The sequence below is a fragment of the Shinella sp. WSC3-e genome (genome assembly GCF_945994535.1).
Taxonomy (GTDB): Bacteria; Pseudomonadota; Alphaproteobacteria; order Rhizobiales; family Rhizobiaceae; genus Shinella; species Shinella yambaruensis.
On the sequence record NZ_OZ000530.1, the window covers coordinates 3,474,498 to 3,495,787 of the forward strand.

A 21,290-nucleotide genomic window follows, 5' to 3' on the forward strand; every position below is an offset into this window, starting at 1 on the left:
ATCAGATCGGTGGGATGAACGCGATCGGGAAGAGGCCGAGATAGACCGTCCCGTCCTGCACATTGAGCTTCACCACCGCCCGGTCGCCACCCTTCGACAGGCCTTCGACCACCTGCGCGACCTGCGCCGCCGTCTCCGCGATCTCCGGAAACGCCTCGGAGATCCGGTCGCGCCAGACCGTGATGCCGGCAATGTCGAGATCGAGCGTGCCCGAGAGGTAACCGTCGTCACCCACCTTGAGCGGGCCGGAAAGGGTCGCCACCTTGCCGTCGCCGAGGTCGAGCGACAGGCGGCGCAGCTCCATGTTTGCGCCGAGCGGCGCGCCGGCCGGCGGGCCTTCGGCGGAGATCCATGTCGCGGCATCGGCGATCGTCATGTCGGCCGTGACGTCAAGCGGTGGCAGCACCCGGTCGCCAAGATCGAGCGAGAGCGCATCGAAGGAGGCGGCGACATCGAGCGCCCCGCCGGACTGGCGGATATGCTTTTCACCGTGGGCAGCGGTCACGCCGAGCGAAACGGCCTCGGAGGGCACGTTGAGCCGGCCCTTCAGCCCGTCGTAGGCGACCGAGGCACGGTCGAGCCCGTTCGTCCAGGCGGTGCCGCTTGCCCGCAGAAGATCCCAGTCGGCATCGAAGACGAGATCGGGCGTCACGCGCACCTGCGCCGGCCCGTCGAGTTCGGCGACCGCATGGCCCGGGCGATAGACCTGCGCGGCCGAGCGGAGCGCCCCGAAGCTCGCCGACAGGCCCGTCGGGCGGTCATCGATGCCGACCGCATCGCAGAATAGGCCGATGCGGAACGGGAAGCCGCGAACGGAAAGATTGCTGCACGAGGCCGAATGCATGCCCTGCGCGGAGGCGGAGAGCTGCCGGTCCAGCGTGTCCTTCAGCCAGCTTGCGGCATAGAACCATCCGCCCGTATAGAGCGCGGCGACGAGAACGACGGCAACGGCGAGCCGGACGAGTTTGCGCGTGACGCCGGACGTGCCGGCGCGGCTTGACGATGCCATGTTGTTCTCCAATGGTGGCGGACATGATTTGCCCGCAAGCGCGTCAAAGCCGGCAATTGCGGCGGCTTTTTGAGAGATGGTCCAGGTGACGGTGGATATGAACGAATTCTGGGTTTTTGGCTACGGTTCGCTGATGTGGAATCCGGGCTTCGAATTCGAGGAGCAGCAGCCGGCCCATCTCTTCGGCTTCCGCCGTTCGCTCTGCGTGCGCTCCTGGGTCCATCGCGGCACGGAGGTGAGACCCGGCCTCGTGCTGGGCCTCGATCGCGGCGGCTCCTGCCGCGGCGTCGCCTTCCGCATCGCACCCGCAAGCCGGGAAGCGGTGGTCGATTACCTGCGCGAGCGGGAACTGGTGACCCATGTCTACAAGGAGCGCACGCTTGCCGCGACGCTCGGCGACGGCCGCCGCGTCTCGACGCTCGCCTATATCTGCGACCGCGCCCACCACCAGTTCGCCGGCGCGCTCTCCGTCGAGGAGGCGGCCGCGACCGTCAGTTCCGCCGTCGGCAAGTCGGGCCACAATATCGACTATGTGCGTAACACGCTGGTGCATCTGCGCGAAATGGGCATCCGCGACCATTGGCTGGAGGATGTCGGTCGCACCGCGGAAAACCTCCACGCACGAAGCTCCGCCTGATCAGGCGGCGTGTGCCTTCAGCTCCGCCAGACGCCGCTCGGCCGTCGGCGGCAAAGGCAGGTTCGGGTTCGCCGCCGCGGTTTCCACCAGCAGCCGGTCGCTCGCCGTCTCCATCACCTCGACGAGATGGGCGAGGAAGGCGTCCGGATCCATGCCCGGCTCGATCGCCGGCAGGATGCGCACCTTGAAGTGCCCTGGATAGCGGATGAACTTGCGCCGCGGCCAGAACAGGCCCGGATGCATGACGACCGGCACGACCGGCACCTGGAGATCGCGATAGAGGCGGGCGATGCCGTACTTGTATTCCGGCGTCGCGCCCGGCGGGCGGCGCGTGCCTTCCGGATAGATGATGAGCTGGCGGCCGGAATTCATCTCCGCCTTGGTACGCTGCATGACGGCGGCCATGACCTTGCCGCGCGCGCTGCGATCGACCGGCACCATGCGTTGCTTCTTCAGATACCAGCCGAAGAGCGGGATCCAGGTGAGCTCACGCTTGAGGATATAGAAGGGATCGTCCAGCCAGGGCAGCAATGCATAGGCATCCCAGAAGGACTGGTGCTTCGGCGCGAAGATGTAGCCGCCCTTCGGGATGTTCTCCAGCCCTTCGATCTCGAAGGTCGTGCCGACGATCGTCTCGAAGAGCCAGTGATTGCTCCTCACCCAGTTCTTGGCGATGCCGTAGGCCTTCTTGCGCGGCAGCAGGAAATAGGCCGGCGTCATGACGATCATCTGCACGATGAGGTTCAGGTAGAAGAGGGTATTGAAGAGCACGGAACGGAAAGCGATCATCAGGCAGCCTGTCAGCGGGACGCGTTTCTTCGCCCTACACGATATTCAAAAGCGTGTCGCGCAAAAGTGTGCACGGTTTTGCACTGACGGGATGCGGAAAAACAAGGGCCTGAAAGGAGGCTTCCGCCATAGCGATCAGCCGCCGGAAAGGCCCGCCATGTCGCCGCGCAGTCCGGACCAGCTGCGCGCGCCGGCAAAGGCGCGGATATGCGCAAGGCTATACTTGAGATATTCCGACAGCATCGCCTTCATCACGCCCGGCTGGCGCAGCCAGTTGCCGTTCTTCAGGTCCGAATTGACGACGGGATAGGCGATGAACTCGGTCCTGGGATCGATGACCTTCAGCTCCAGCAGGCTGCGCGGCATGTGGTAGTTGTTGGTGACGACGAGCACGCGGCGGAACTGGTGGTCGCTGATCCAGCGCGCCGTCTCGTTGGCATTGCCGATCGTGTCGACCGCCTCGTAACCCATGTCGACGCAGCATTCGAACAGCGTAGATGAGCTCTGCGTGAGCTTACGGATCTGGTTGCCGCTCGTCGCGGGGTTGACGCCCGAGATCAGCAGCCGCTCGCCGGCGCCCTGCTTGAGAAGGTCGATCGCCCGGTCGATGCGCTGGTAGCCGCCGGTCAGCACCACGATGGCATCGGCCTTCGGGTCGTTCGGCGTTTCGAGCGCGGCGACGGTTTCGGCGAAATAGAGGAAGCCGCCCGTGCCCGCCACGGCAGCGAGCAGGAGGAGCGCGAGAACCACGCGCACGGCGAGACGGACGGGGCCCTTGCGTCGCCGTCCCGCCCCGTCAGACCGGGCGCCGTGCGGCAGACCCGGTTTTGCCCGTTCAAGCGCGTTCATGATTCCGTCCATAGAACGGGATTGCGGCAACCGATAGTCCGTTTTACGGCGAGCACCCGTCCGGTCCGCGTCATGGGTCGGGCAACTGGTCGGTGCGTGAAGGGTCGGAGCGGATCTGGTCGATTTCGTGGATGGTCCGCATCACGGTGAAACGGGCCGTCAGCGTCGTCAGCAGCGCGATCACGACGATCGTACCGGCAATGCCGAGATAGCCCGTGGTCCCCATGGAAAAGGTGCCGAACAGCGCCGTCGCCTGGTCGCTCTGCGGCGTCGCGATGGAGCGCCCCTGCCAGAAGCCGGCGACGGCGAAGAACAGCGCCGCCAGCAGCCCGCCGGCAAGCGAGCCCTTCAGGCTGATCTTCAGGAAATGCTTCTGGAATTCGGAAGCGACGAAGCTCGCCTCGGCGCCGACGAAATGCAGCACCTCGACGATATGCCGGTTGCCGGAAAGCGCGCCGCGCGTCGCGAAGATGACGGTCAGCACCATGGCGGAGAAGACGAGCACCAGCACGCCCGTGCCGATGAAGGCCGTCGTGCGCGCCATGGCGACGAGACGGTCGACCCAGGTGCGGTGGTCGTCGAGGAAGGCCGTCGGGATCTTCTCCGCCAGCGCGGCCCGCATCGCCGTGAAATCCGGCGGGCTCTGCTCGTCGATGGTGACGATGACGAGGCGCGGCACCGGCAGTTCGTCGATGTTCAGCCCCTCGCCGAGCCAGGGTTCGAGCAGCCGTGCCGTCGCCGTCTTGTCGACGATCGTGCCGTCGCGCGTGCCGGAGAAGGTGAGGGCAAGGTCGCGCGCGTCCGTGAGCGCCTTCTCCATGTCGAGATCGTCGTCCGGCTTGATCTGGATGGTGATCTCGCGGGAGATCTGGCTCTGCCAGCTCGCCGCCGTCGCCCGCACCATGCTGACCGCGCCGAAGGTGAGGCAGGCGAGGAAGGCCATGATGGCGATGACGAGCATCAGCGCATTGCCGGAAACATTCGCCGGCGGCACGATGGGCGCCGTCGGGCGCACCTTCATTTCCGGCCGGCGGGCGGGCTGGGCCTCCTGGGCGGTCTCGCGGGGCGCGTCAGTCATAGATGTCGAGCCGCCCTTGCGAGAGGATCATGCGCCGCGCCTCCACCTGGTCCATCAGCGACAGATCGTGCGTGGCGATCACCACGGCGGTGCCGAGCCGGTTCAGTTCGAGGAAGAGGCTGAGCAGCCGGCGTGCCATCGGCGGGTCGACATTGCCGGTCGGCTCGTCGGCGAGCAGCAGTTCCGGCCGGTCGATGAGGGCGCGGGCAATGGCCGCACGCTGCTTCTCCCCGCCCGACAGCACCGGCGGCAACACGTTGATTCGTTCCCCGAGCCCGACCCATTTCAGAAGTTCGAGCACGTCGGCGCGATAGCTCGCTTCCTCCTTGCCGCGCACGCGCAGCGGCAGGGCGACGTTCTCATAGGTCGTCAGGTGATCGAGCAGGCGGAAATCCTGGAAGACGATGCCGATGCGCCGGCGCAGCATCGGCAGCTCGTCGCGCGGGATGGTCGAGATCTCGCGGTCGAAGGTGCGGATGATGCCGCGCGTCGGCTGCAGGGAGAGGAAGAGCAGGCGCAGCAACGTCGTCTTGCCGGCGCCGGACGGCCCGGTCAGGAATTGGAAGGAGCGGTGCGGAATATCGAAGGTCAGGTCGCGGAGGATTTCCGGGCCCATTCCATAGCGCAGTCCGACATTCTCGAAGTGAATCAATGATCAATCCGGTTCTAAAGGCGGGTTACCTTGCCTGCCGAAGCAGGTCCGCTGGCGAGGTCGCACAGGAAAGCGGCTCTTTCACGGTCGGGTTTCCGAAGCATTAACCAGTATGGTTTACGTTTCGTAAGGATTTCATTCAATGCCCGACTTTTCGCCCATGATTTTGCGCGGAAAGGGCGCTGGCGAAGCGGGGAGGTCGCGATGAACGCCTTCAGAGCAAGACGCGAGGCGAAGGGCCGGATCGACCTTCTGCCGCCGGAGCCGAAGACGCCGGCCCGCCGGAATGCAAGGCCGTTCCCGGCGCGCTTCGAAGTGGTCGATGCCGATTTCGTCGTCATCCGCAGCACCGCCGCCCGCACGTCGAACGACAATCACCGTCCCGTGAGGCCCACGCCAGCCGACATGCCGCCGCGCCACCTGCTGCTTCGCGTCGCCGCAGCCGGCGGCCGGCTGTGCGAGGCAGGCTTGCAGCGCCTCCCGGGCCGCGCCTTTGCCGGTCTCGTCACGGCGGCCTTCATCTTCGTCTTCGCCTATGCCGGCGGACTTTCCGCCCTCAGGGCGGCGCTTCCCGCAAGCGCACCGGGCGGCGCGCTGCGCATTGCCGATGTCATCACGACGGTCGACGACCGCAACGGCATGAAGGTGCTCGCCGTCTATGGCCGCCTCACCAATGGCGGCGACACCATCGCCGCCGTGCCGCCGGTCGACATCGTCTTCGAGGGCATGGGTGAGGCGATCCACCACCGCCTCTCGCTCGAAACCGCAAAGCTCGCGCCGGGCGCCAGCGAGACCTTCGCGTTGCGCATTCCGCACAATGGCGGAAAAGTGCCGAAAGTCTCGGTTTCCCTCGCCGCCGAGGGTGCGCCCGTCCCCTGACTGTGCTAAGCGGCTCCTCTGTTTCCCGCAATTCCGCACGCAAGACCGCGGGATTTTGCCGGATTTGCCCACGACCAAGGAGCCGCCTCGCGATGCAGATTGTCCGCGGAAAGAAGATCGAAACGCTCTACGACGCCGCTATGATCGCCAAGCGCAATGAAGAACTGGCGGCCGAGATCGCCAGCGGCCCGACGAAGGACCTCCTCGTCATCGCCGTGCTCAAGGGCTCGTTCATCTTCGCAGCCGACCTCACCCGCGCCCTTCATGCGGCCGGCCTTGCCCCCGAAGTCGAGTTCATCACGCTGTCGAGCTACGGCGCCGGCACCGTCTCGCAGGGCGTGAAGGTCATCAAGGACATCGACAGCGACGTGCATGGCCGCGATATCCTGCTGATCGACGACATCCTCGAATCCGGCCGCACGCTCAGCTTCGCCAAGGAGCTGATGTATGAGCGCGGCGCCCGCAACGTCACGATCGCCGTGCTGCTCGACAAGCGCGAGAAGCGCAAGACCGATCTGGAAGCCGACTATGTCGGCTTCGAATGCCCGGATCATTTCGTCGTCGGCTACGGCATGGACGTCGCCTATGCCTTCCGCGAACTGCCCTTCGTCGGCGTCGTGACGGGCGACGCGGACGCCTGACGCCGGCCTGACCGCAGATTCCCCCATCGGTCGTTTACCGATCGACAAGGAAAGTCTGGTCTTTTCGTTCGCGGAGCGGCACCGGAGAATCGGCCTGCCGCTCGGCCTTCTGTTCCGCCGCCCAGACAGCGGCAGCCTGGAGCAGGGCCGGATGAACGGACCGAAAGGGGAACCGATGGCCAAGATCCTGATCACCGAGGACGAGGATTCGCTCCGCACCTTCGTGGCGCGGGCGCTGCGCATGGACGGCCACGAGACCGTCGAGGCGCCGGACGGTGCCGCAGGGCTCGACGCCCTGACGGAGGGCGGCTTCGATCTCCTCCTGTCCGACATCCGCATGCCCGTGATGGACGGCATCGAGCTTGCCCACAAGGCGTCCGCCGCCCATCCGGCGCTGAAGATCCTGCTGATGACCGGTTATGCCGAGCAGCGCGAGCGGGCCGACGACCTTGCCTCGAAGATCGTCGACGTGGTGAGCAAGCCCTTCAGCCTGCCGGACATCCGCCGCGCCGTGGCGACGGCGCTCGCGGCCTGACGCGCTTCAGCGGATTCCGAGCAGCCGCTCCAGATAATCCCGTTCGAAACCGGGCGCTGCCCCAGTGCCGAGGCGACGACGGATCTCCTCCAAGATTTCACGCGCCCGCTGGATGTCGATCTCTTCCGGAACCTTGGTCGGCCCGCCGAAATCCGGGCCCTGCCCGTTGAGGGTGCGCTCGCGGCCCAGCGGATCGCGGCCGTTGCGGCCCGCCTGCGGGATACCTTCGCCCGGTCCCTGGCCCTGTCCCTGCCCCATCATGGCCTGCATCTGGCTCATCATGTTCTGCGCGCCCTGGCGCAGCGCCTCCAGCGCGCGGCCCTGGCTGCCGACGGCCGATTCGCCCTGGCCCTCGCCGAGCGCTTCCGAAGCGCCCTTCATCTCGCGGCCGGCCTGGCCAAAACCTTCGCCGGGCTCCAGCCCCATGCCCTTCAGCGCTTCCTGAATCTCGCCGAGCTGCTTGCCCAGCGCGTCCTGCTGCTCCTGCAGCTTCTTCAGCGCCTCACGCAACTGTTCGGCCGTCATCTGGTCGGTCGGCTGCTGGCCGGAGCCGTTGTCGCCCGGCCGCTGCTCGCCCTCCTCGCCCGGCATCGGATCGCCGCGCTGTTGGCGGTCACGCAGCGCCTGGTCGAACTGGAAGGTCTGCTCCATCAGCTTCTGCTGTTGCTGCATCAGCTGGCCGAGCTTGTCCATCTGCTGGCGCATCGCGTCGTTCTGCTGGCCTTGCTGGCCCTGCTGCGGCCGGCCGGCCTGCAGGTTGTTCATCATGCGCTGCAGCTCGGAGAGCATCTGCTGGGCCTGGTCACGCGCGCCGGAACGGGCCAGATTCTCGATCTGGTCCATCATGCGCTGCAAATCCTGCTGGCGCAGGATCTGGCCCTGCTGCTGGGCATTCTGCTGCATCTGGCCGTTCTTGGCCGCCTGGCGCGCAAGCTCCTCCATATAGGCCTGCATCGCCTCGCGCAGCTCCTTCATGAGCGCGGCGATCTCCTCGTCGGAGGCGTTGCGCTCCAGCGCCTCGGAAAGCGCCTTCTGCGCCTCGCGCAGCCGGCGATCGGCCAGCGACAGGTTGCCGTCCTCGATGCCAAGGGCGATTTCCCAGAGATAGTCCGCCGTCTCGCGCATCTGGTCGTCCGTGCGGGAGAGCTTCATGCGCGCATTGGCCGATTGCAGCAGCAGGTAATGCGTGAGGTTCGGGATCGTCTCTTCCGGCCGGATCGTCAGCGCCTCGTTGAGCGCGATCGCGTGCGGCAGCTGGTTGGCATCGAGCGCGAAGACCTGCCGCTGTTCGGCGACGGCCGCGGCGAGCGGCTCGAAGAAGGTCTTGGCCGGCAGGATCATCTCGACAGGCTGGCTGCGCCCCTCCTGCCCGGCGGCATCCTTGGCGACGAGCGTGATCTTCACGCGCTTGCCGGAGAGCGGGTGTTCGGACAGGTTGCGGCTCGTCGTGCCCTTGGCGTCGCGCGCGGCACGGCGAGGCAGGTCGAGCCTATACTCCGGCAACGGATAGAGCGGACGCGCATCCTTCGGCTTTTCGACCGGCACGATCTCCGCATGCGCCTCCTGGATCCCGTAATCGTCCTTGGCGATGAAGCTGATCTCCAGCGCCGAGGCGACGGTCTTCTTCGGGATGCCGTCGAAGGCGATTTCCGGCACGCGGTCCGGAATGACCGCAAAGGTCCAGGTCTGGCCGGCAACCGAGAGCGTGCCGTCCTTCAGGATCTTGTAGCGCATGGTCCTGGCGTCACTGGCGGCCGCCACCGGCACCTTCGCCTCGACCTTCGAAGCCTCGGCTTTTTCATCCTTCGGCTTTTCCGCCTCGGGGCGGATGGCCGTGGCCGCGGTTTCGCCGGTCACCTGATAGCTCACCGCCTCGTCGCCGCCACCGCCGGTGACGCGCACGGTCAGTTCGCTGAATTGCGGAATGCGGATCTCGCCTCTGGCGGCCTCGCCCGGCTGACCCTGCGGGCTGCCGGTCAGGAAGATGGGCGCGCGCGACGTGTGCGCCGGCGGCGTCACCCAAGCGTCGATGCGCACGTCCGGCGCGGTTTCGGCGGGGGTGCGGACGGTAACCACATCGGCCAGAAGTCCGCCGCGGTTGGAATAGGAGAAGGCAAAGGCGATGGCGACGAGGAGCAGCGGCACCGCACGCAGGGCATGGCGGTCGTGGCGGGCGATATCGGGCTCCGGCGCCCCGGTCCTCAGCGTGCCGATCATCCGCGCCATGCGGGCCTGGTGTTCGCGCCACAGCGCCTCGGCAAAGGCATCGCCGCCGGCCGGCCGGTCGTCCTGCACCCGGATCGCCTGGTGGGCGAGCGCATTGCGCGCCTCCAGCATGCGATAGGCCTTGTCGGTCGACGGCCAGACGATGCCGCGCAGGCGGACGAGCAGGCCGACGAGGCCGAGCGCGAAGGCGGCGAGCGTCGCAAGATGCAGCCAGGCCGGCACATGGCGGAAATAGCCGAACCAGGTGAGCGCCAGGAAAGCCGCGACGAGAAGCAGGATCGGCAGCACCCGCGGGGCGAGCGCTTCCAGATAGAGGATGGCCTGGGCGGCAAGGCGTTTTCCCGCGAGCCGGCGGGCCACCGGGCTGCCGGTCGCCTCCTTCCCGCGCTGTCCTCGCGTGTCAATCGCCATCGGTCGCCGCTCTCCGCTGCAGGTTGTCACCACCAAAAGATAACATGCTTTGTGGCGAAGACGAGGGCACGCGCAAAATCGTGATCGCGCAGGCGGCCGGTTTTAGCGCTTCCGAAGGTCAGGCGAGCCAGTCCGGCACCGAATCGAGGCCGATCAGGTCGTCATAGCTCTGCCGCGGCCGCACGACATGGAACGCGGCCCCGTTGACCAGCACCTCCGGCACCAGCAGGCGGCTGTTATAGGTGCCGGCCTGCACGGCGCCATAGGCACCGGCGGAACCGACGGCGATCAGGTCGCCGGGCTTGGGCTGCGCCATTTCGCGGTCCTGCGCCAGATAGTCACCGGTCTCGCAGACCGGGCCCACCACATCCGCCCGGATGCGCGGCGCACTGGCGGCGGAGATGACGACCGGCTGGATCTCGTGCCAGGCCTCGTAGAGCGTCGGGCGGATGAGATCGTTCATGGCCGCATCGACGATGACGAAGGTCTTCTCGCCGCCGTCCTTCACATAGATGACCTCGGTGACGAGGATGCCGGCATTGCCGACGATCAGCCGACCGGGCTCGGTGACGATCTTGCAGTTCAGACCCTGGAGCTGGTTCTTGACGATCTCGGCATAGGCGTCCGGCAGCGGCGGCGGCGCATTGTCCGTCTTGTAGGGGATACCGAGGCCGCCGCCGACATCGACGTGATCGATCGTATGGCCGTCGGCGCGCAGCGTATCGACGAGTTCGCGCAAGAGCTTGAAGGCGTCCTCGAAGGGTTGCAGCTCGGTGATCTGGCTGCCGATATGCATGTCGATGCCGGTCACCTTGATGCCCGGCAGGCCGGCGGCGCGGGCATAGACGGCGCGGGCGCGCTCCCAGGAAATGCCGAACTTGTTTTCCTTCTTGCCCGTCGAGATCTTGGCGTGCGTGCGGGCATCGACGTCCGGATTGATGCGGAAGGAGACGTGCGCCACCTTGCCGGCCTTCACGGCGCGGGCGTTCAACACCTCCAGCTCCGGCTCGGACTCGACGTTGAAGCAGTAGATGCCGGCCTCGAGGCCAAGGTCCATCTCGCGCGGCGTCTTGCCGACGCCGGAGAACATGATGCGCGAGGCGGGGACGCCGGCGGCCAGCGCCCGGCGCAGTTCGCCTTCCGAGACCACGTCGATGCCGGCGCCGAGCCGGGCGAGCGTCTTCAGCACCGCCTGGTTCGAATTCGCCTTCATAGCATAGCACACCATGGCATCGACGCCGTCGAAGGCCTTGGCGAAGACCTTGTAGTGGCGCTCCAGCGTGGCCGTCGAATAGACGTAGAAGGGCGTGCCGACCGCCTTGGCGATTTCCGGAACGGGCACGTCCTCCGCATGGAGGATGCCGTCGCGATGCTCGAAATGGTTCACAGGTCTCGTCCGTTAAACAAGGGCAATTCCGGCAAAACCGTGCAGCGGCTTTGCGTTCGGGAGGACATCAAAACTAGAGAAGGGGATCGAGGATGAAGGGCTTGTCTTCGACCTGCTCGACCTTCTTGCCGTCGACGGTCTTGTAGACCGGCTGCGCGCCGCCCGGCAGGTCGAGATCGCCCTTGCGGCCGCAGGCGGTCAGAACCGCTGCGGAAAGGCAGAGCACGAGAGCCAGCCTGCCGATATCGATGCGTGTCATGAAGCGTTCCCTGGAATGCCGGTGATCGGGTGGGCACCATCCTTAGCGAATTCGCCCGCCCTTGTGCACCCTTAATCTACTGATGAGTCCTGCAAGCAATCTGATCAGTTCCGCTGCCGCCACCAGGCGATCTGCTTGCGGACCTCCAGGGGCGCGGTGCCGCCGAAACTCTTGCGGCTCGCAACCGAGGCCTCGACCGTCAGGACGTTGAAGATGTCGGCGGTGATGGCGGCATGGATCGCCTGCAGCTCCTCGAGCGACAGGTCGGCAAGGTCGCAGCCCTTGCCCTCGGCCAGCGCCACGGCGCGGCCCGTCACATGATGCGCGTCGCGGAAGGGAAGCCCCGCCTCGCGCACCAGCCAGTCGGCAAGATCGGTGGCGGTGGAATAGCCGGACCCGGCCGCCGCCTTCATCCTGTCGGTGCGGATCGTCATGTCGCGCACCATGCCGGTCATCGCTGCAATCGCCAGCTCGATGCTCTCGGCCGCGTCGAAGACCTGTTCCTTGTCTTCCTGCATGTCCTTGGAATAGGCGAGCGGCAGGCCTTTCATGACCGTCAGAAGCGCGATCAGCGAGCCGTTGATGCGGCCGGTCTTGGCGCGCACCAGCTCGGCGGCGTCCGGATTCTTCTTCTGCGGCATGATGGAGGAGCCGGTGGAGAAGGCATCCGACAGGCGGATGAAGCCGAATTGCGGCGTCGACCAGATGACGATCTCCTCGGCAAGGCGCGACAGGTGAACGCCGGCAATCGCGGCGATCGACAGGAATTCCAGGGCGAAATCGCGGTCCGACACGGTGTCGATGGAATTGCGGGTCGGCTCGCGGAAGCCGAGCGCCTTCGCCGTCATGTGCCGGTCGATATTGTAGCCCGTGCCGGCAAGCGCGGCGGCGCCGATCGGGCTTTCGTCGAGATGCTCGATGGCGTGGCGCACGCGCTGGCGGTCTCGGCCGAACATCTCGACATAGGCCATGCAATGGTGGCCGAAGGTCACCGGCTGGGCGGTCTGCAGATGGGTGAAGCCCGGCATGACGGTCTCGGCATGCTCCTCGGCACGGTCGAGGAAGGCCGATATCAGACCCGTCAGCGCCTTCTCCGTCTTCTGCAGCTCTTCCTTCACCCAGAGGCGGAAGTCGAGTGCCACCTGGTCGTTGCGCGAGCGGGCGGTGTGCAGGCGGCCGGCCGCGGGGCCGATCAGCGTCGCCAGCCGCGCCTCGACATTCATGTGGATGTCTTCCAGCCGGCGGGAGAACTCGAAACTTCCGCTTTCGATCTCTGACAGGATCGTGTCGAGACCGTGAACGATCTTTTCCTTATCGTCCGCCGAAATGATGCCCTGGTGGGCGAGCATCTCGGCATGCGCCTTTGAGCCGCGGATGTCCTGGGCGTAAAGCTTCTTGTCGAAGCCGATGGAGGCATTTATCTCCTCCATGATCGCATCCGGTCCCGAGGCGAAACGGCCGCCCCACATCTGGTTCGAGGATTTCGTCTCGGAAGTGCCGTCAGCCATGGGTCCCGTCCTGGAGAATGAAATGACAGTGAAGAAGAAACTCGGCCTGCCGGCAGGAAAGCTCATCGCCATTGCCGGGCTCGCCGGACTTCTCGCCGGTGGTGCTGCGATATACGTGAAGGAAAGCCTGTCTGGCAATGGCGCGGTCGCTTCCGCCGATCCCGCCGCCTGCGCGGCCGCCGCGGAGAAGGCCGAAGCCCTGACGCCCTTTTCCAAGGGGCAGGTCGCCGCCATGCGCACGGTGGACGCGCACCGCCCGCTGCCCGATCTCGTCTTCGACGGCCCCGACGGCAAGAAGAGGACGATCGCCGATTTTTCCGGCAAGACGCTGCTCGTCAACCTCTGGGCCACCTGGTGCGTTCCGTGCCGCGAGGAGATGCCGGCGCTCAACGCGCTCGAAAAGGAGCTCGGCAGCGACAGGTTCGAGGTCGTCGCGATCAACATCGACACCGGCGACGACGAGAAGCCGAAGGCCTTCCTCACCGAAACGGGCGTCAACGAACTCGGCTACTACCGCGATGCCTCGATGGGCGTCTTCAACACGCTGAAGAAGGAAGGCCTCGCCTTCGGCCTGCCCGTCACGTTGCTGATGGACGACAAGGGCTGCCTGATATCGGCGATGAACGGCCCCGCCGCCTGGGACAGCGAGGACGCCAAGGCGCTGATCAACGCCGCGCTGGCGGCGCCGGAAAGCTAAGCCGCAGCCGGAGTTCCCCTCACGCCGCCGGATAGGCGCGCGGTCGTCGGATGTCGAGGAAACCCTCCTCGCCCTTGCCGTACGGGAATTCCGGCGCCGTATCGAACTCGACCGGCTGGCCGCTGCCCGTCAGGGCCAGCACGCGGCGCGAATCCGGCCGGTCGATGACGCGCACGATCTTCGCGGCAATGCCTTGCCCCTCGTCGCGCCAGGTGACGTCGGCCGGGCGGAACAGGATCTGGCCGCAGCCATCCGCCACGCCGCCGGCCTCGAAGGCCACGCCGTCGACATAGGCCTTGCCACCACGGATATCCGCATCGAGCCGGTTCGCATCGCCGAGGAAGTTCATCACGAAGGCATCGGCTGGATTGCGGCAGACCGTCTCGGGCGTCCCCTCCTGCACGATCTTGCCCTTGTTCAGGATGACGACCCGGTCGGCAAGGTCCAGCGCCTCTTCCTGGTCGTGCGTGACGAAGAGCGTGGTAATGCCCAGTTCGTCATGAATTTTCCGAAGCCAGCGGCGCAGGTCCCGCCGCACATTGGCGTCGAGCGCGCCGAAAGGCTCGTCGAGCAGCAGCACGCGCGGATCGACGGCGAGCGCCCGGGCGAGCGCCACGCGCTGGCGCTGGCCGCCGGAGATCTGGCCGGGAAAGCGGTCCTTGAGGCCGCCGAGCTGCACGAGATCGAGCAGTTCGGCAACACGCTTGGCGATCGCCTCGGGCGAACGCTTGACCTTGGAGACCTTCATGCCGAAGGCGATGTTCTCGCCGACGGTCATGTGCGGGAAGAGGGCATAGTGCTGGAAGACGAAGCCGACGCCGCGCTCGCGCACCGGAATGTCAGTGGCATTCTCCTCGCCGAAATAGATCGCGCCGCCATCAGCATATTCGAGGCCGGCGACCATGCGCAGGATCGTCGTCTTGCCGGAGCCGGAGGGACCGAGCAGCGCCACCAGCTCGCCGCTTTCGATATCGAGCGACACGCCGTGCACGGCGCGAAAGGTCTGGAACTCCTTGACCACGTTGGTAAGGCGGATCTTCACGGTTTTACCTCCGAGGTGATGCTGTCGGCGCCGGCCAGCTGAGAGGGGCGCTGGACGCGGCCCGCGCCCTGCCGCTCCAGCGCCACCTTGGCGATGAGCGTGACGATGGCAAGGCCGGCGAGAATGGATGCGGCGGCGAAGGAGCCGGCCGCGTTGTAGTCGTGATAGAGCAGCTCGATATGCAGCGGCAGCGTGTTCGTCTGGCCGCGGATATTGCCCGAAACGACGGAAACGGCACCGAATTCGCCCATTACGCGCGAATTGCAGAGCACGACGCCGTAGAGCAGCGCCCACTTGATGTTCGGCAGCGTGACGGAGAAGAAGGTGCGCCAGCCGCTCGCCCCCAGCGACGTCGCCGCCTCCTCGAGGTCGCGCCCCTGCGCCTGCATCAGCGGGATCAGCTCGCGCGCCACGAAGGGCGCCGTCACGAACATGCTGGCCAGCACGATGCCCGGCAGCGCGAAGAGGATCTTGATCTCCGCCGATTGCAGCGCCGGGCCGAACAGGCCCTGCAGGCCGTAGACGAAGAGATAGGAGACACCCGCCACGATGGGCGACACGGAGAAGGGCAGTTCGATGACGACGGTGAGCAGCCGCTTGCCGCGGAAATCGTGCTTGGTGATGGCCCAGGCCGCTGCGACGCCGAAGACCGTGTTGACCGGCACCGCGATCAGCGCCGTGACGACCGTCAGCAGGATCGCGTGCCGCGTATCCGGATCGGCGATCGAGGCGGCAAAATAGCCGACACCACGCGAGAAGGCCTCGACGGCGATGACGACGAGCGGTGCGACGATCATCAGCGCGACCAGCACGAGCACGAAGGCGAGCAGCGTGCGGCGGAAGACCGGATTATCGCCGACGCGGGGCGGCTTGCCCTTTCCGTGATGCGCCATGGTCAGCCCCTTGCCGTGTAGCGCAGGGCGCGGGCCTGCATGAAATTGGTGACAGCCAGCATGACGAAGGCCGTCAGCAGCATGACGGAAGCGATCGCGGCGGAGGCCGGGTAGTCGTATTCCTCCAGCCGTATGAAGGCGAGCAGCGCCGTGATCTCGGTGGAGAACGGCTGGTTGCCGGCGATGAAGATGATGGCGCCGAACTCGCCGAGGCTGCGGGCGAAGGAGAGCGAGACACCGGCCAGAAGCGCCGGCGTCAGGAGCGGCAGGATGACGCCGGTGAAGATCGACAGGTCGCTCGCCCCCAGCGTCTGCCCCGCCTCTTCCAGCGCCGGATCCAGCTCCTCCAGCACCGGCTGCACCGTGCGCACGATGAAGGGGATGCTGGTGAAGCTCATGGCGACGATGATGCCGAGCGGCGTATAGGCGACCTTGATGCCGAGAAGCGAAAGCGGCCCGCCGAACCAGCCGTTGGTGGCGAAAAGCGTGGTGAGAGCGATGCCCGCGACGGCCGTCGGCAGCGCGAAGGGCAGATCGACAAGCGCATCGACAAGCCGGCGGCCGGGAAAGCGGTAGCGCACCAGCACCCAGGCGAGCGACAGGCCGAAGACAAGGTTGAACACCGTCGCCGCCAGTGCGCAGAGCACCGTGACCCGGTAGCTGGCGAAGGCGCGGTCCGACGAGACGATGCGCCAGTAGTCCTCAGGCCCGAGGCTCGCCGCCTTGAAGACGAGCGCGGCCAGCGGCAGCACGACGATGATCGCCACATAGACGAGGGTTATGCCGAGCGCGAGCGGCAATCCGGGCAGTACACGCCGTCTCAAGAGGCGCTTCCTTTCTCAAGCAATGTCATGAAAAGCATGGGGACGCACTGTTCCGCCGGGATTTGCGCCCTTTTCACGCCACAACCGGCGGGGTTTTCGCCCGCCGGTCGCAATAGAACGAAGGTCGAGGGATCAACGGCTGCCGTAGATCTTGTCCAGCGTGCCGCCTTCGGCGAAGTGCTCCTCGGAGATCTTCTTCCAGCCGCCGAAGACGTCATCGACGTTCACCAGGCGGATCTCCGGGAACTGGTCCTTGAATTCGGCGGCGACCGTCTCGTCATGGACGCGGTGGCCGAATTCGGCGGCGATCTTCTGGCCTTCCGGCGCATAGAGGAAGTCGAGGTAGGATTTTGCAAGATCCCGGCTACCCTTGGCGTCGGCCACCTTGTCGACGATGGCGACCGGGAATTCGGCGAGCAGCGAGACGGAGGGCACGACGCTCTCGAACTTGTCCTCGCCGTACTGCTTGGCGATCGACTTGGTCTCCGCCTCGAAGGTGATGATGACATCGCCGATCTCGCGCTCGACGAAGGTCGTCGTCGCCGCGCGCCCGCCCGTGTCGAAGACCGGCACGTTGTCGAAGATCTTGGTGACGAATTCCTCGACCTTGACCGGGTCGTTGCCGAACGCCTCCTTGGCATAGGCGGTCGCGGCGAGATAGGTGTAGCGCGCATTGCCCGAGGTCTTCGGGTTCGGGAAGATGACCTTCACGTCGTCGCGGGCAAGGTCGGACCAGTCCTTGATGTTCTTCGGATTGCCGGCGCGAACGAGGAAGGAGGGGAAGGAATAGAAGGGCGAGGCACTGTTCGGGAACTTCTGCTGCCAGCCTTCCGCGACGAAGCCGTTCTTCACGAGGAAGTCGATGTCCGTCACCTGGTTGAAGGTCACGACGTCGGCTTCGAGGCCCTCGACGATGGCGCGCGCCTGCTTGGAGGTGCCGCCATGCGACTGGTCGACGGTGACGCCCGGATGCGCCTTCACGAAGGCCTCGTTCTCGGCAGCGAAAAGCTCGCGCGCCACGTCATAGGAAGCGTTGAGCAGCTTGTCGGCGGCCTGCGCGGAGAACGGAGCGGCGAGGCCAAGGAGAGCCACGCCGAGAAGGAGCAAACGTTTCATCTGAAAAAACCCCGAATGGAACCTGAATTCGGGCAGACAATAGCGACCGGCCGGTTCCGATCCGAGGCATGGCCTGCCGTGGCGCTTGCAGCAGGCGAAACATTTTTCCCTGAAAGGGACGGCTCGGGGAATGTCCGGCCGCTCAGCGCGTCGGGACCGGAACCTCGCCGCGATAGTCGTAGAAACCGCGGCCGGATTTGCGGCCGAGCCAGCCGGCCTCGACATATTTCACCAGCAGCGGGCACGGACGATACTTCGAGTCGGCGAGCCCGTCGTGCAGCACCTGCATGATCGACAGGCACGTATCGAGGCCGATGAAATCGGCAAGCTGGAGCGGGCCCATCGGATGGTTGGCGCCGAGCTTCATCGCCGTGTCGATGGCTTCCACCGAGCCGACGCCCTCATAGAGCGTGTAGATCGCCTCGTTGATCATCGGCAACAGGATGCGGTTGACAATGAAGGCCGGGAAATCCTCCGCGACGGTGATCGTCTTGTCGAGCTTGGCGACGAATTCCTTGGCGGCGGAGAACGTGCTTTCCTCGGTCGCGATACCGCGCACGAGCTCCACCAGCTTCATGACCGGAACGGGGTTCATGAAATGGATGCCCATGAAGCGTTCCGGCCGGTCGGTGGCGGACGCCAGCCGGGTGATCGAGAGCGAGGAGGTGTTGGTCGCAAGGATCGCTTCGGGCTTCAGCACCGAACAGACCTGGCCGTAGATCTTGCGCTTGACGGTCTCGTCCTCGGTCGCCGCCTCGATGACGAGATCGGCGTCGGAGAGGTCGTTGATGTCTGCCGACCCCTTGATCAGGGCGAGCGCCTTCTTGCGCTCCTCGTCGGTCATCTTGCCGGAGGAAACCTGGCGGGCGAGGTTGCCGTTGATCGTGGCGAGCCCGGTCTCGATGCGCTCCGGCGACAGGTCGTAGATATGGACCTTGTACCCGGCCATGGCAGAGACGTGCGCGATCCCGCATCCCATCTGGCCCGCACCGACAATACCGACGTTCTTGATCATAGCGCCTATCGCCCCATCGCACCGCCTACGCCTCTACCGCGTCGGCAAAAAAACACCGGGCCGGCGAGCCGGCCCGGTGAAGTGATAAAGCGCCGCGACGCATTTTTCCAGTGAAATCATCGTCGCGAAAGCCGGACCCAAAGCCGGCTCAAAGCGCCTTTTCGAGTTCGGGCAGGGCGTCGAAGAGGTCTGCGACGAGGCCGTAGTCTGCGACCTGGAAGATCGGCGCCTCCTCGTCCTTGTTGATCGCCACGATCACCTTACTGTCCTTCATGCCCGCCAGATGCTGGATCGCGCCCGAGATGCCGCAGGCGATGTAGAGCTGAGGGGCGACCACCTTGCCCGTCTGGCCGACCTGCCAGTCGTTCGGCGCATAGCCCGCATCGACCGCAGCGCGGGACGCACCGACTGCCGCGCCGAGCTTGTCGGCCACCGGCAGGATCACCTCCTGGAACTTCTCCGAAGAGCCGAGCGCACGCCCGCCCGAGATGATGATCTTCGCGGATGTCAGCTCCGGACGGCCCGACGAGGAGAGGGCGTCGGATATGTGGGTGGAAAGGCCGGGGTTCGCCGCGGCCGAGACCGTCTCGATCGCTGCGCTGCCGCCTTCGCCTGCCGCGGCGAAGGACGCCGTGCGCACCGTGATCACCTTCTTCGCATCCGTCGACTGGACCGTCTGGATCGCATTGCCCGCATAGATCGGACGCTTGAACGTGTCGGGGGAAACGACCTCGACGATCTCCGAGACCTGCGCCACGTCGAGCAGGGCGGCAACGCGCGGCAGGACGTTCTTGCCCACCGAGGTGGCGGCCGAGACGATGGCGTCATAGCTGCCGGCAAGCGACACGATCAGCGCGGCCAGCGGCTCGGCGAGGTTGTTGGCGAGGCTTGCATCGTCGGCGAGCAGAACCTTCGTCACGCCCGACAGCTTCGCCGCCTGTTCGGCCGCAGCTTTCGCATTGCTGCCGGCGACGAGCACATGCACGTCGGAGCCGATCTTGCTCGCCGCCGTCAGCGCCTTGGCGGTCTGGTCGGAAAGGTGGGTGTTGTCGTGGTCTGCCAGAAGAAGAATGGCCATGATGATGTTCTCCCTTTCCGTTCTCAGAGCACGCCGGCTTCGGTCTTGAGCTTGTCGACCAGCTCGGCGACGCTCTTCACCTTGACGCCCGCCTTGCGGCCCGACGGTTCTTCCGTCTTCAAGACCTTGAGGCGCGGGGCGGTATCGACGCCGAAGTCGCCGGGCGTCTTCCTGTCGAGCGGCTTCTTCTTCGCCTTCATGATGTTCGGCAGCGAGGCGTAGCGCGGCTCGTTGAGGCGAAGGTCCGTCGTGACCACCGCCGGAAGCTTGACCTCGATGGTCTGCAGGCCGCCGTCGACCTCGCGCGTTACGGTCGCCTTGCCATCGCCGATCTCGACCTTCGAGGCGAAGGTCGCCTGCGCCCAGCCGAGCAGCGCCGACAGCATCTGGCCGGTCTGGTTCGAATCGTCGTCGATCGCCTGCTTGCCGACGATGACCAGACCCGGCGCTTCTGCTTCCGCCACGCCCTTGAGGATCTTGGCGACCGCCAGCGGCTCGACCTGGTCCTCGGTCTCGACCAGCACCGCCCGGTCTGCGCCCATGGCAAGGGCCGTGCGCAGCGTCTCCTCGGCCTTCGCCGGGCCGATCGACACCACGACCACTTCCTCCGCCTTGCCCGCCTCCTTCAGCCGAAGCGCCTCTTCCACCGAAATCTCGTCGAACGGGTTCATCGACATCTTCACGTTCGCAAGCTCGACACCCGAGCCATCCGCCTTCACGCGGATCTTCACGTTGTAGTCGACGACACGCTTGACTGGCACCAAGATCTTCATGGCTTCCTTCCTTCAAATGCCCGCGAGGGAAAATGCGCCTTTGAAAGGCGCCCTGATTGTCGGTTGGCGACATCGATACGCGTTTTTTCCCCAATTACAATGCATCACGGCCTCCCCCGACGCGAAAACGGACGGGTTATAAATTACCTTTACGTTCACGTCAATTTTCTCATCGCGACGCGCTCACCGCCCCCAGTGGGTCGGCGGCACGGAGGGCCGGGAGGCAGCCTCCTCGCTGCTGGCAACGGGCGTCGCCTCGACATGCCGCACCGCCTTCGGCGTGACGATGGTCCGGTCGAACAGCGGCACGCCCCGCCGCCGCAGCACGAGCACGAGAAGCGCGCCCGCGAGGATGCCGCCGACATGGGCGCCCCAGGAAACACCGCTGTCGCCGTCGACCACCAGCATGTAGAACTGCTGGGCGATCCAGAAGGCGAGCGGAATGACCGCAGGCAGCGGCAGGGGAATGCGGAAGAACACCAGCACCCAGACGCGCACCTTCGGATGCAGCAGGAAATAGGCCGCCACCACGCCGGAGATCGCCCCCGAGGCACCGATCAGCGGCGCCTCCGAATCCGGCTGCACGAGGCCGTGCACCAGCGCGCCGGCCGCCGCGCAGAGGAGGTAGAAAAGGAGGAAGCGGACATGGCCGAGCGCATCCTCGACATTGTCGCCGAACACCCAGAGGAACAGCATGTTCGAGGCAAGGTGCATGAAGTCCCCATGCAGGAACGCATAGGTGATGTAGGTCGCGTCCTCCGGCACCAGCACGAGACTGGGCTCCAAGTCGGCGAAATCGAAGACGACCGCGGGGATATAGCCGAGGCCGACCACCGTCGCGTCGGAAAAGGCCTGCGTCGAGGCAAGGCCCGTCACCAGCCAGACCGCGACATTGATCACGATCAGGCTGATCGTGACATACTGCACCTTGATGTATTTCAGGGCGTTCGCATCGTGCAGCGGTATGAACATGGATCCCCTTCCCCGAGGCG

Annotated in this window: 22 protein-coding genes; 5 read left to right on the forward strand and 17 right to left on the reverse strand. The window is 65.7% G+C overall.

Features of this window, described 5'->3' with window-relative positions; genetic code table 11:
* Nucleotide 1 precedes the first annotated feature (1 nt).
* Nucleotides 2-1,009: a DUF2125 domain-containing protein gene (locus tag AABF56_RS17130; RefSeq protein ID WP_244769397.1), complete on the reverse strand. Its 1,008-nt coding sequence runs from the start codon at nt 1,007-1,009 to the stop codon at nt 2-4.
* Between the two features lie 85 nt (nt 1,010-1,094).
* On the opposite strand from AABF56_RS17130, the gene AABF56_RS17135 reads away from it, so the two are divergent.
* Nucleotides 1,095-1,646, forward strand: coding sequence for a gamma-glutamylcyclotransferase (locus AABF56_RS17135; protein ID WP_272806870.1), 552 nt, complete (start codon nt 1,095-1,097; stop codon nt 1,644-1,646).
* On the opposite strand, the gene AABF56_RS17140 is transcribed toward AABF56_RS17135, so the two are convergent.
* From AABF56_RS17140 to ftsE, 4 genes are all read right to left on the reverse strand, one after another.
* Nucleotides 1,647-2,435 (reverse strand): lysophospholipid acyltransferase family protein, encoded by a 789-nt coding sequence (locus tag AABF56_RS17140; RefSeq protein WP_244769395.1) that lies wholly within the window; start codon nt 2,433-2,435, stop codon nt 1,647-1,649.
* 135 nt (nt 2,436-2,570) lie between these two features.
* Complete coding sequence (locus AABF56_RS17145) at nt 2,571-3,284, reverse strand: YdcF family protein (RefSeq protein ID WP_272806871.1); 714 nt, start codon at nt 3,282-3,284, stop codon at nt 2,571-2,573.
* A 70-nt stretch (nt 3,285-3,354) separates the two neighbouring features.
* On the reverse strand, nt 3,355-4,362 hold the full coding sequence (locus tag AABF56_RS17150) for a cell division protein FtsX (protein ID WP_272806872.1): 1,008 nt from the start codon (nt 4,360-4,362) through the stop codon (nt 3,355-3,357).
* Complete coding sequence (gene ftsE, locus AABF56_RS17155) at nt 4,355-5,014, reverse strand: cell division ATP-binding protein FtsE (protein ID WP_244769392.1); 660 nt, start codon at nt 5,012-5,014, stop codon at nt 4,355-4,357. Before ftsE ends, AABF56_RS17150 begins: the two co-directional genes overlap by 8 nt.
* A 204-nt stretch (nt 5,015-5,218) precedes the next feature.
* On the opposite strand from ftsE, the gene AABF56_RS17160 reads away from it, so the two are divergent.
* The 3 genes from AABF56_RS17160 to AABF56_RS17170 all read left to right on the forward strand — a co-directional run bounded on the left by AABF56_RS17160 (nt 5,219) and on the right by AABF56_RS17170 (nt 7,069).
* A complete protein-coding gene (locus tag AABF56_RS17160; protein WP_272806873.1) occupies nt 5,219-5,893 on the forward strand; it encodes a hypothetical protein in 675 nt (224 codons plus the stop codon).
* Between the two features lie 92 nt (nt 5,894-5,985).
* Complete coding sequence (gene hpt / locus AABF56_RS17165; protein ID WP_272806874.1) at nt 5,986-6,534, forward strand: hypoxanthine phosphoribosyltransferase; 549 nt, start codon at nt 5,986-5,988, stop codon at nt 6,532-6,534.
* A 175-nt stretch (nt 6,535-6,709) separates the two neighbouring features.
* Entirely contained in the window at nt 6,710-7,069 is a 360-nt protein-coding gene (locus tag AABF56_RS17170; protein WP_064331584.1) for a response regulator, read from the forward strand.
* Between the two features lie 6 nt (nt 7,070-7,075).
* Here AABF56_RS17170 and AABF56_RS17175 read toward each other — a convergent pair whose 3' ends face one another.
* From AABF56_RS17175 to argH, 4 genes are all read right to left on the reverse strand, one after another.
* On the reverse strand, nt 7,076-9,706 hold the full coding sequence (locus tag AABF56_RS17175) for a TIGR02302 family protein (RefSeq protein ID WP_272806875.1): 2,631 nt from the start codon (nt 9,704-9,706) through the stop codon (nt 7,076-7,078).
* A 118-nt stretch (nt 9,707-9,824) separates the two neighbouring features.
* Nucleotides 9,825-11,093: a diaminopimelate decarboxylase gene (lysA, locus tag AABF56_RS17180; protein WP_244769388.1), complete on the reverse strand. Its 1,269-nt coding sequence runs from the start codon at nt 11,091-11,093 to the stop codon at nt 9,825-9,827.
* A gap of 73 nt (nt 11,094-11,166) precedes the next feature.
* Complete coding sequence (gene lptM, locus AABF56_RS17185) at nt 11,167-11,352, reverse strand: LPS translocon maturation chaperone LptM (protein ID WP_244769387.1); 186 nt, start codon at nt 11,350-11,352, stop codon at nt 11,167-11,169.
* Nucleotides 11,353-11,456: 104 nt separating this feature from the next.
* A complete protein-coding gene (argH, locus tag AABF56_RS17190; protein WP_244769386.1) occupies nt 11,457-12,860 on the reverse strand; it encodes an argininosuccinate lyase in 1,404 nt (467 codons plus the stop codon).
* Between the two features lie 22 nt (nt 12,861-12,882).
* On the opposite strand from argH, the gene tlpA reads away from it, so the two are divergent.
* Complete coding sequence (gene tlpA / locus AABF56_RS17195; protein ID WP_272806876.1) at nt 12,883-13,557, forward strand: thiol:disulfide interchange protein TlpA; 675 nt, start codon at nt 12,883-12,885, stop codon at nt 13,555-13,557.
* A gap of 19 nt (nt 13,558-13,576) precedes the next feature.
* Here tlpA and AABF56_RS17200 read toward each other — a convergent pair whose 3' ends face one another.
* The 8 genes from AABF56_RS17200 to AABF56_RS17235 all read right to left on the reverse strand — a co-directional run bounded on the left by AABF56_RS17200 (nt 13,577) and on the right by AABF56_RS17235 (nt 21,270).
* Entirely contained in the window at nt 13,577-14,599 is a 1,023-nt protein-coding gene (locus AABF56_RS17200; RefSeq protein WP_272806877.1) for a sulfate/molybdate ABC transporter ATP-binding protein, read from the reverse strand.
* Nucleotides 14,596-15,492 carry a sulfate ABC transporter permease subunit CysW gene (cysW, locus tag AABF56_RS17205; protein ID WP_272806878.1) on the reverse strand — a complete coding sequence of 299 codons (897 nt, stop codon included), beginning with the start codon at nt 15,490-15,492 and terminating at the stop codon, nt 14,596-14,598. Before cysW ends, AABF56_RS17200 begins: the two co-directional genes overlap by 4 nt.
* A 2-nt stretch (nt 15,493-15,494) precedes the next feature.
* A complete protein-coding gene (gene cysT, locus AABF56_RS17210; protein WP_272806879.1) occupies nt 15,495-16,316 on the reverse strand; it encodes a sulfate ABC transporter permease subunit CysT in 822 nt (273 codons plus the stop codon).
* A gap of 132 nt (nt 16,317-16,448) precedes the next feature.
* Entirely contained in the window at nt 16,449-17,432 is a 984-nt protein-coding gene (cysP, locus tag AABF56_RS17215; protein WP_244769381.1) for a sulfate ABC transporter substrate-binding protein, read from the reverse strand.
* Between the two features lie 142 nt (nt 17,433-17,574).
* Nucleotides 17,575-18,447 (reverse strand): 3-hydroxybutyryl-CoA dehydrogenase, encoded by an 873-nt coding sequence (locus tag AABF56_RS17220; protein ID WP_244769380.1) that lies wholly within the window; start codon nt 18,445-18,447, stop codon nt 17,575-17,577.
* 148 nt (nt 18,448-18,595) lie between these two features.
* Nucleotides 18,596-19,525 (reverse strand): electron transfer flavoprotein subunit alpha/FixB family protein, encoded by a 930-nt coding sequence (locus AABF56_RS17225; protein WP_272806880.1) that lies wholly within the window; start codon nt 19,523-19,525, stop codon nt 18,596-18,598.
* Nucleotides 19,526-19,548: 23 nt separating this feature from the next.
* Nucleotides 19,549-20,298 carry an electron transfer flavoprotein subunit beta/FixA family protein gene (locus AABF56_RS17230; RefSeq protein ID WP_272806881.1) on the reverse strand — a complete coding sequence of 250 codons (750 nt, stop codon included), beginning with the start codon at nt 20,296-20,298 and terminating at the stop codon, nt 19,549-19,551.
* Between the two features lie 183 nt (nt 20,299-20,481).
* A complete protein-coding gene (locus AABF56_RS17235; RefSeq protein ID WP_272806882.1) occupies nt 20,482-21,270 on the reverse strand; it encodes a rhomboid family intramembrane serine protease in 789 nt (262 codons plus the stop codon).
* Between the last annotated feature and the right edge of the window lie 20 nt (nt 21,271-21,290).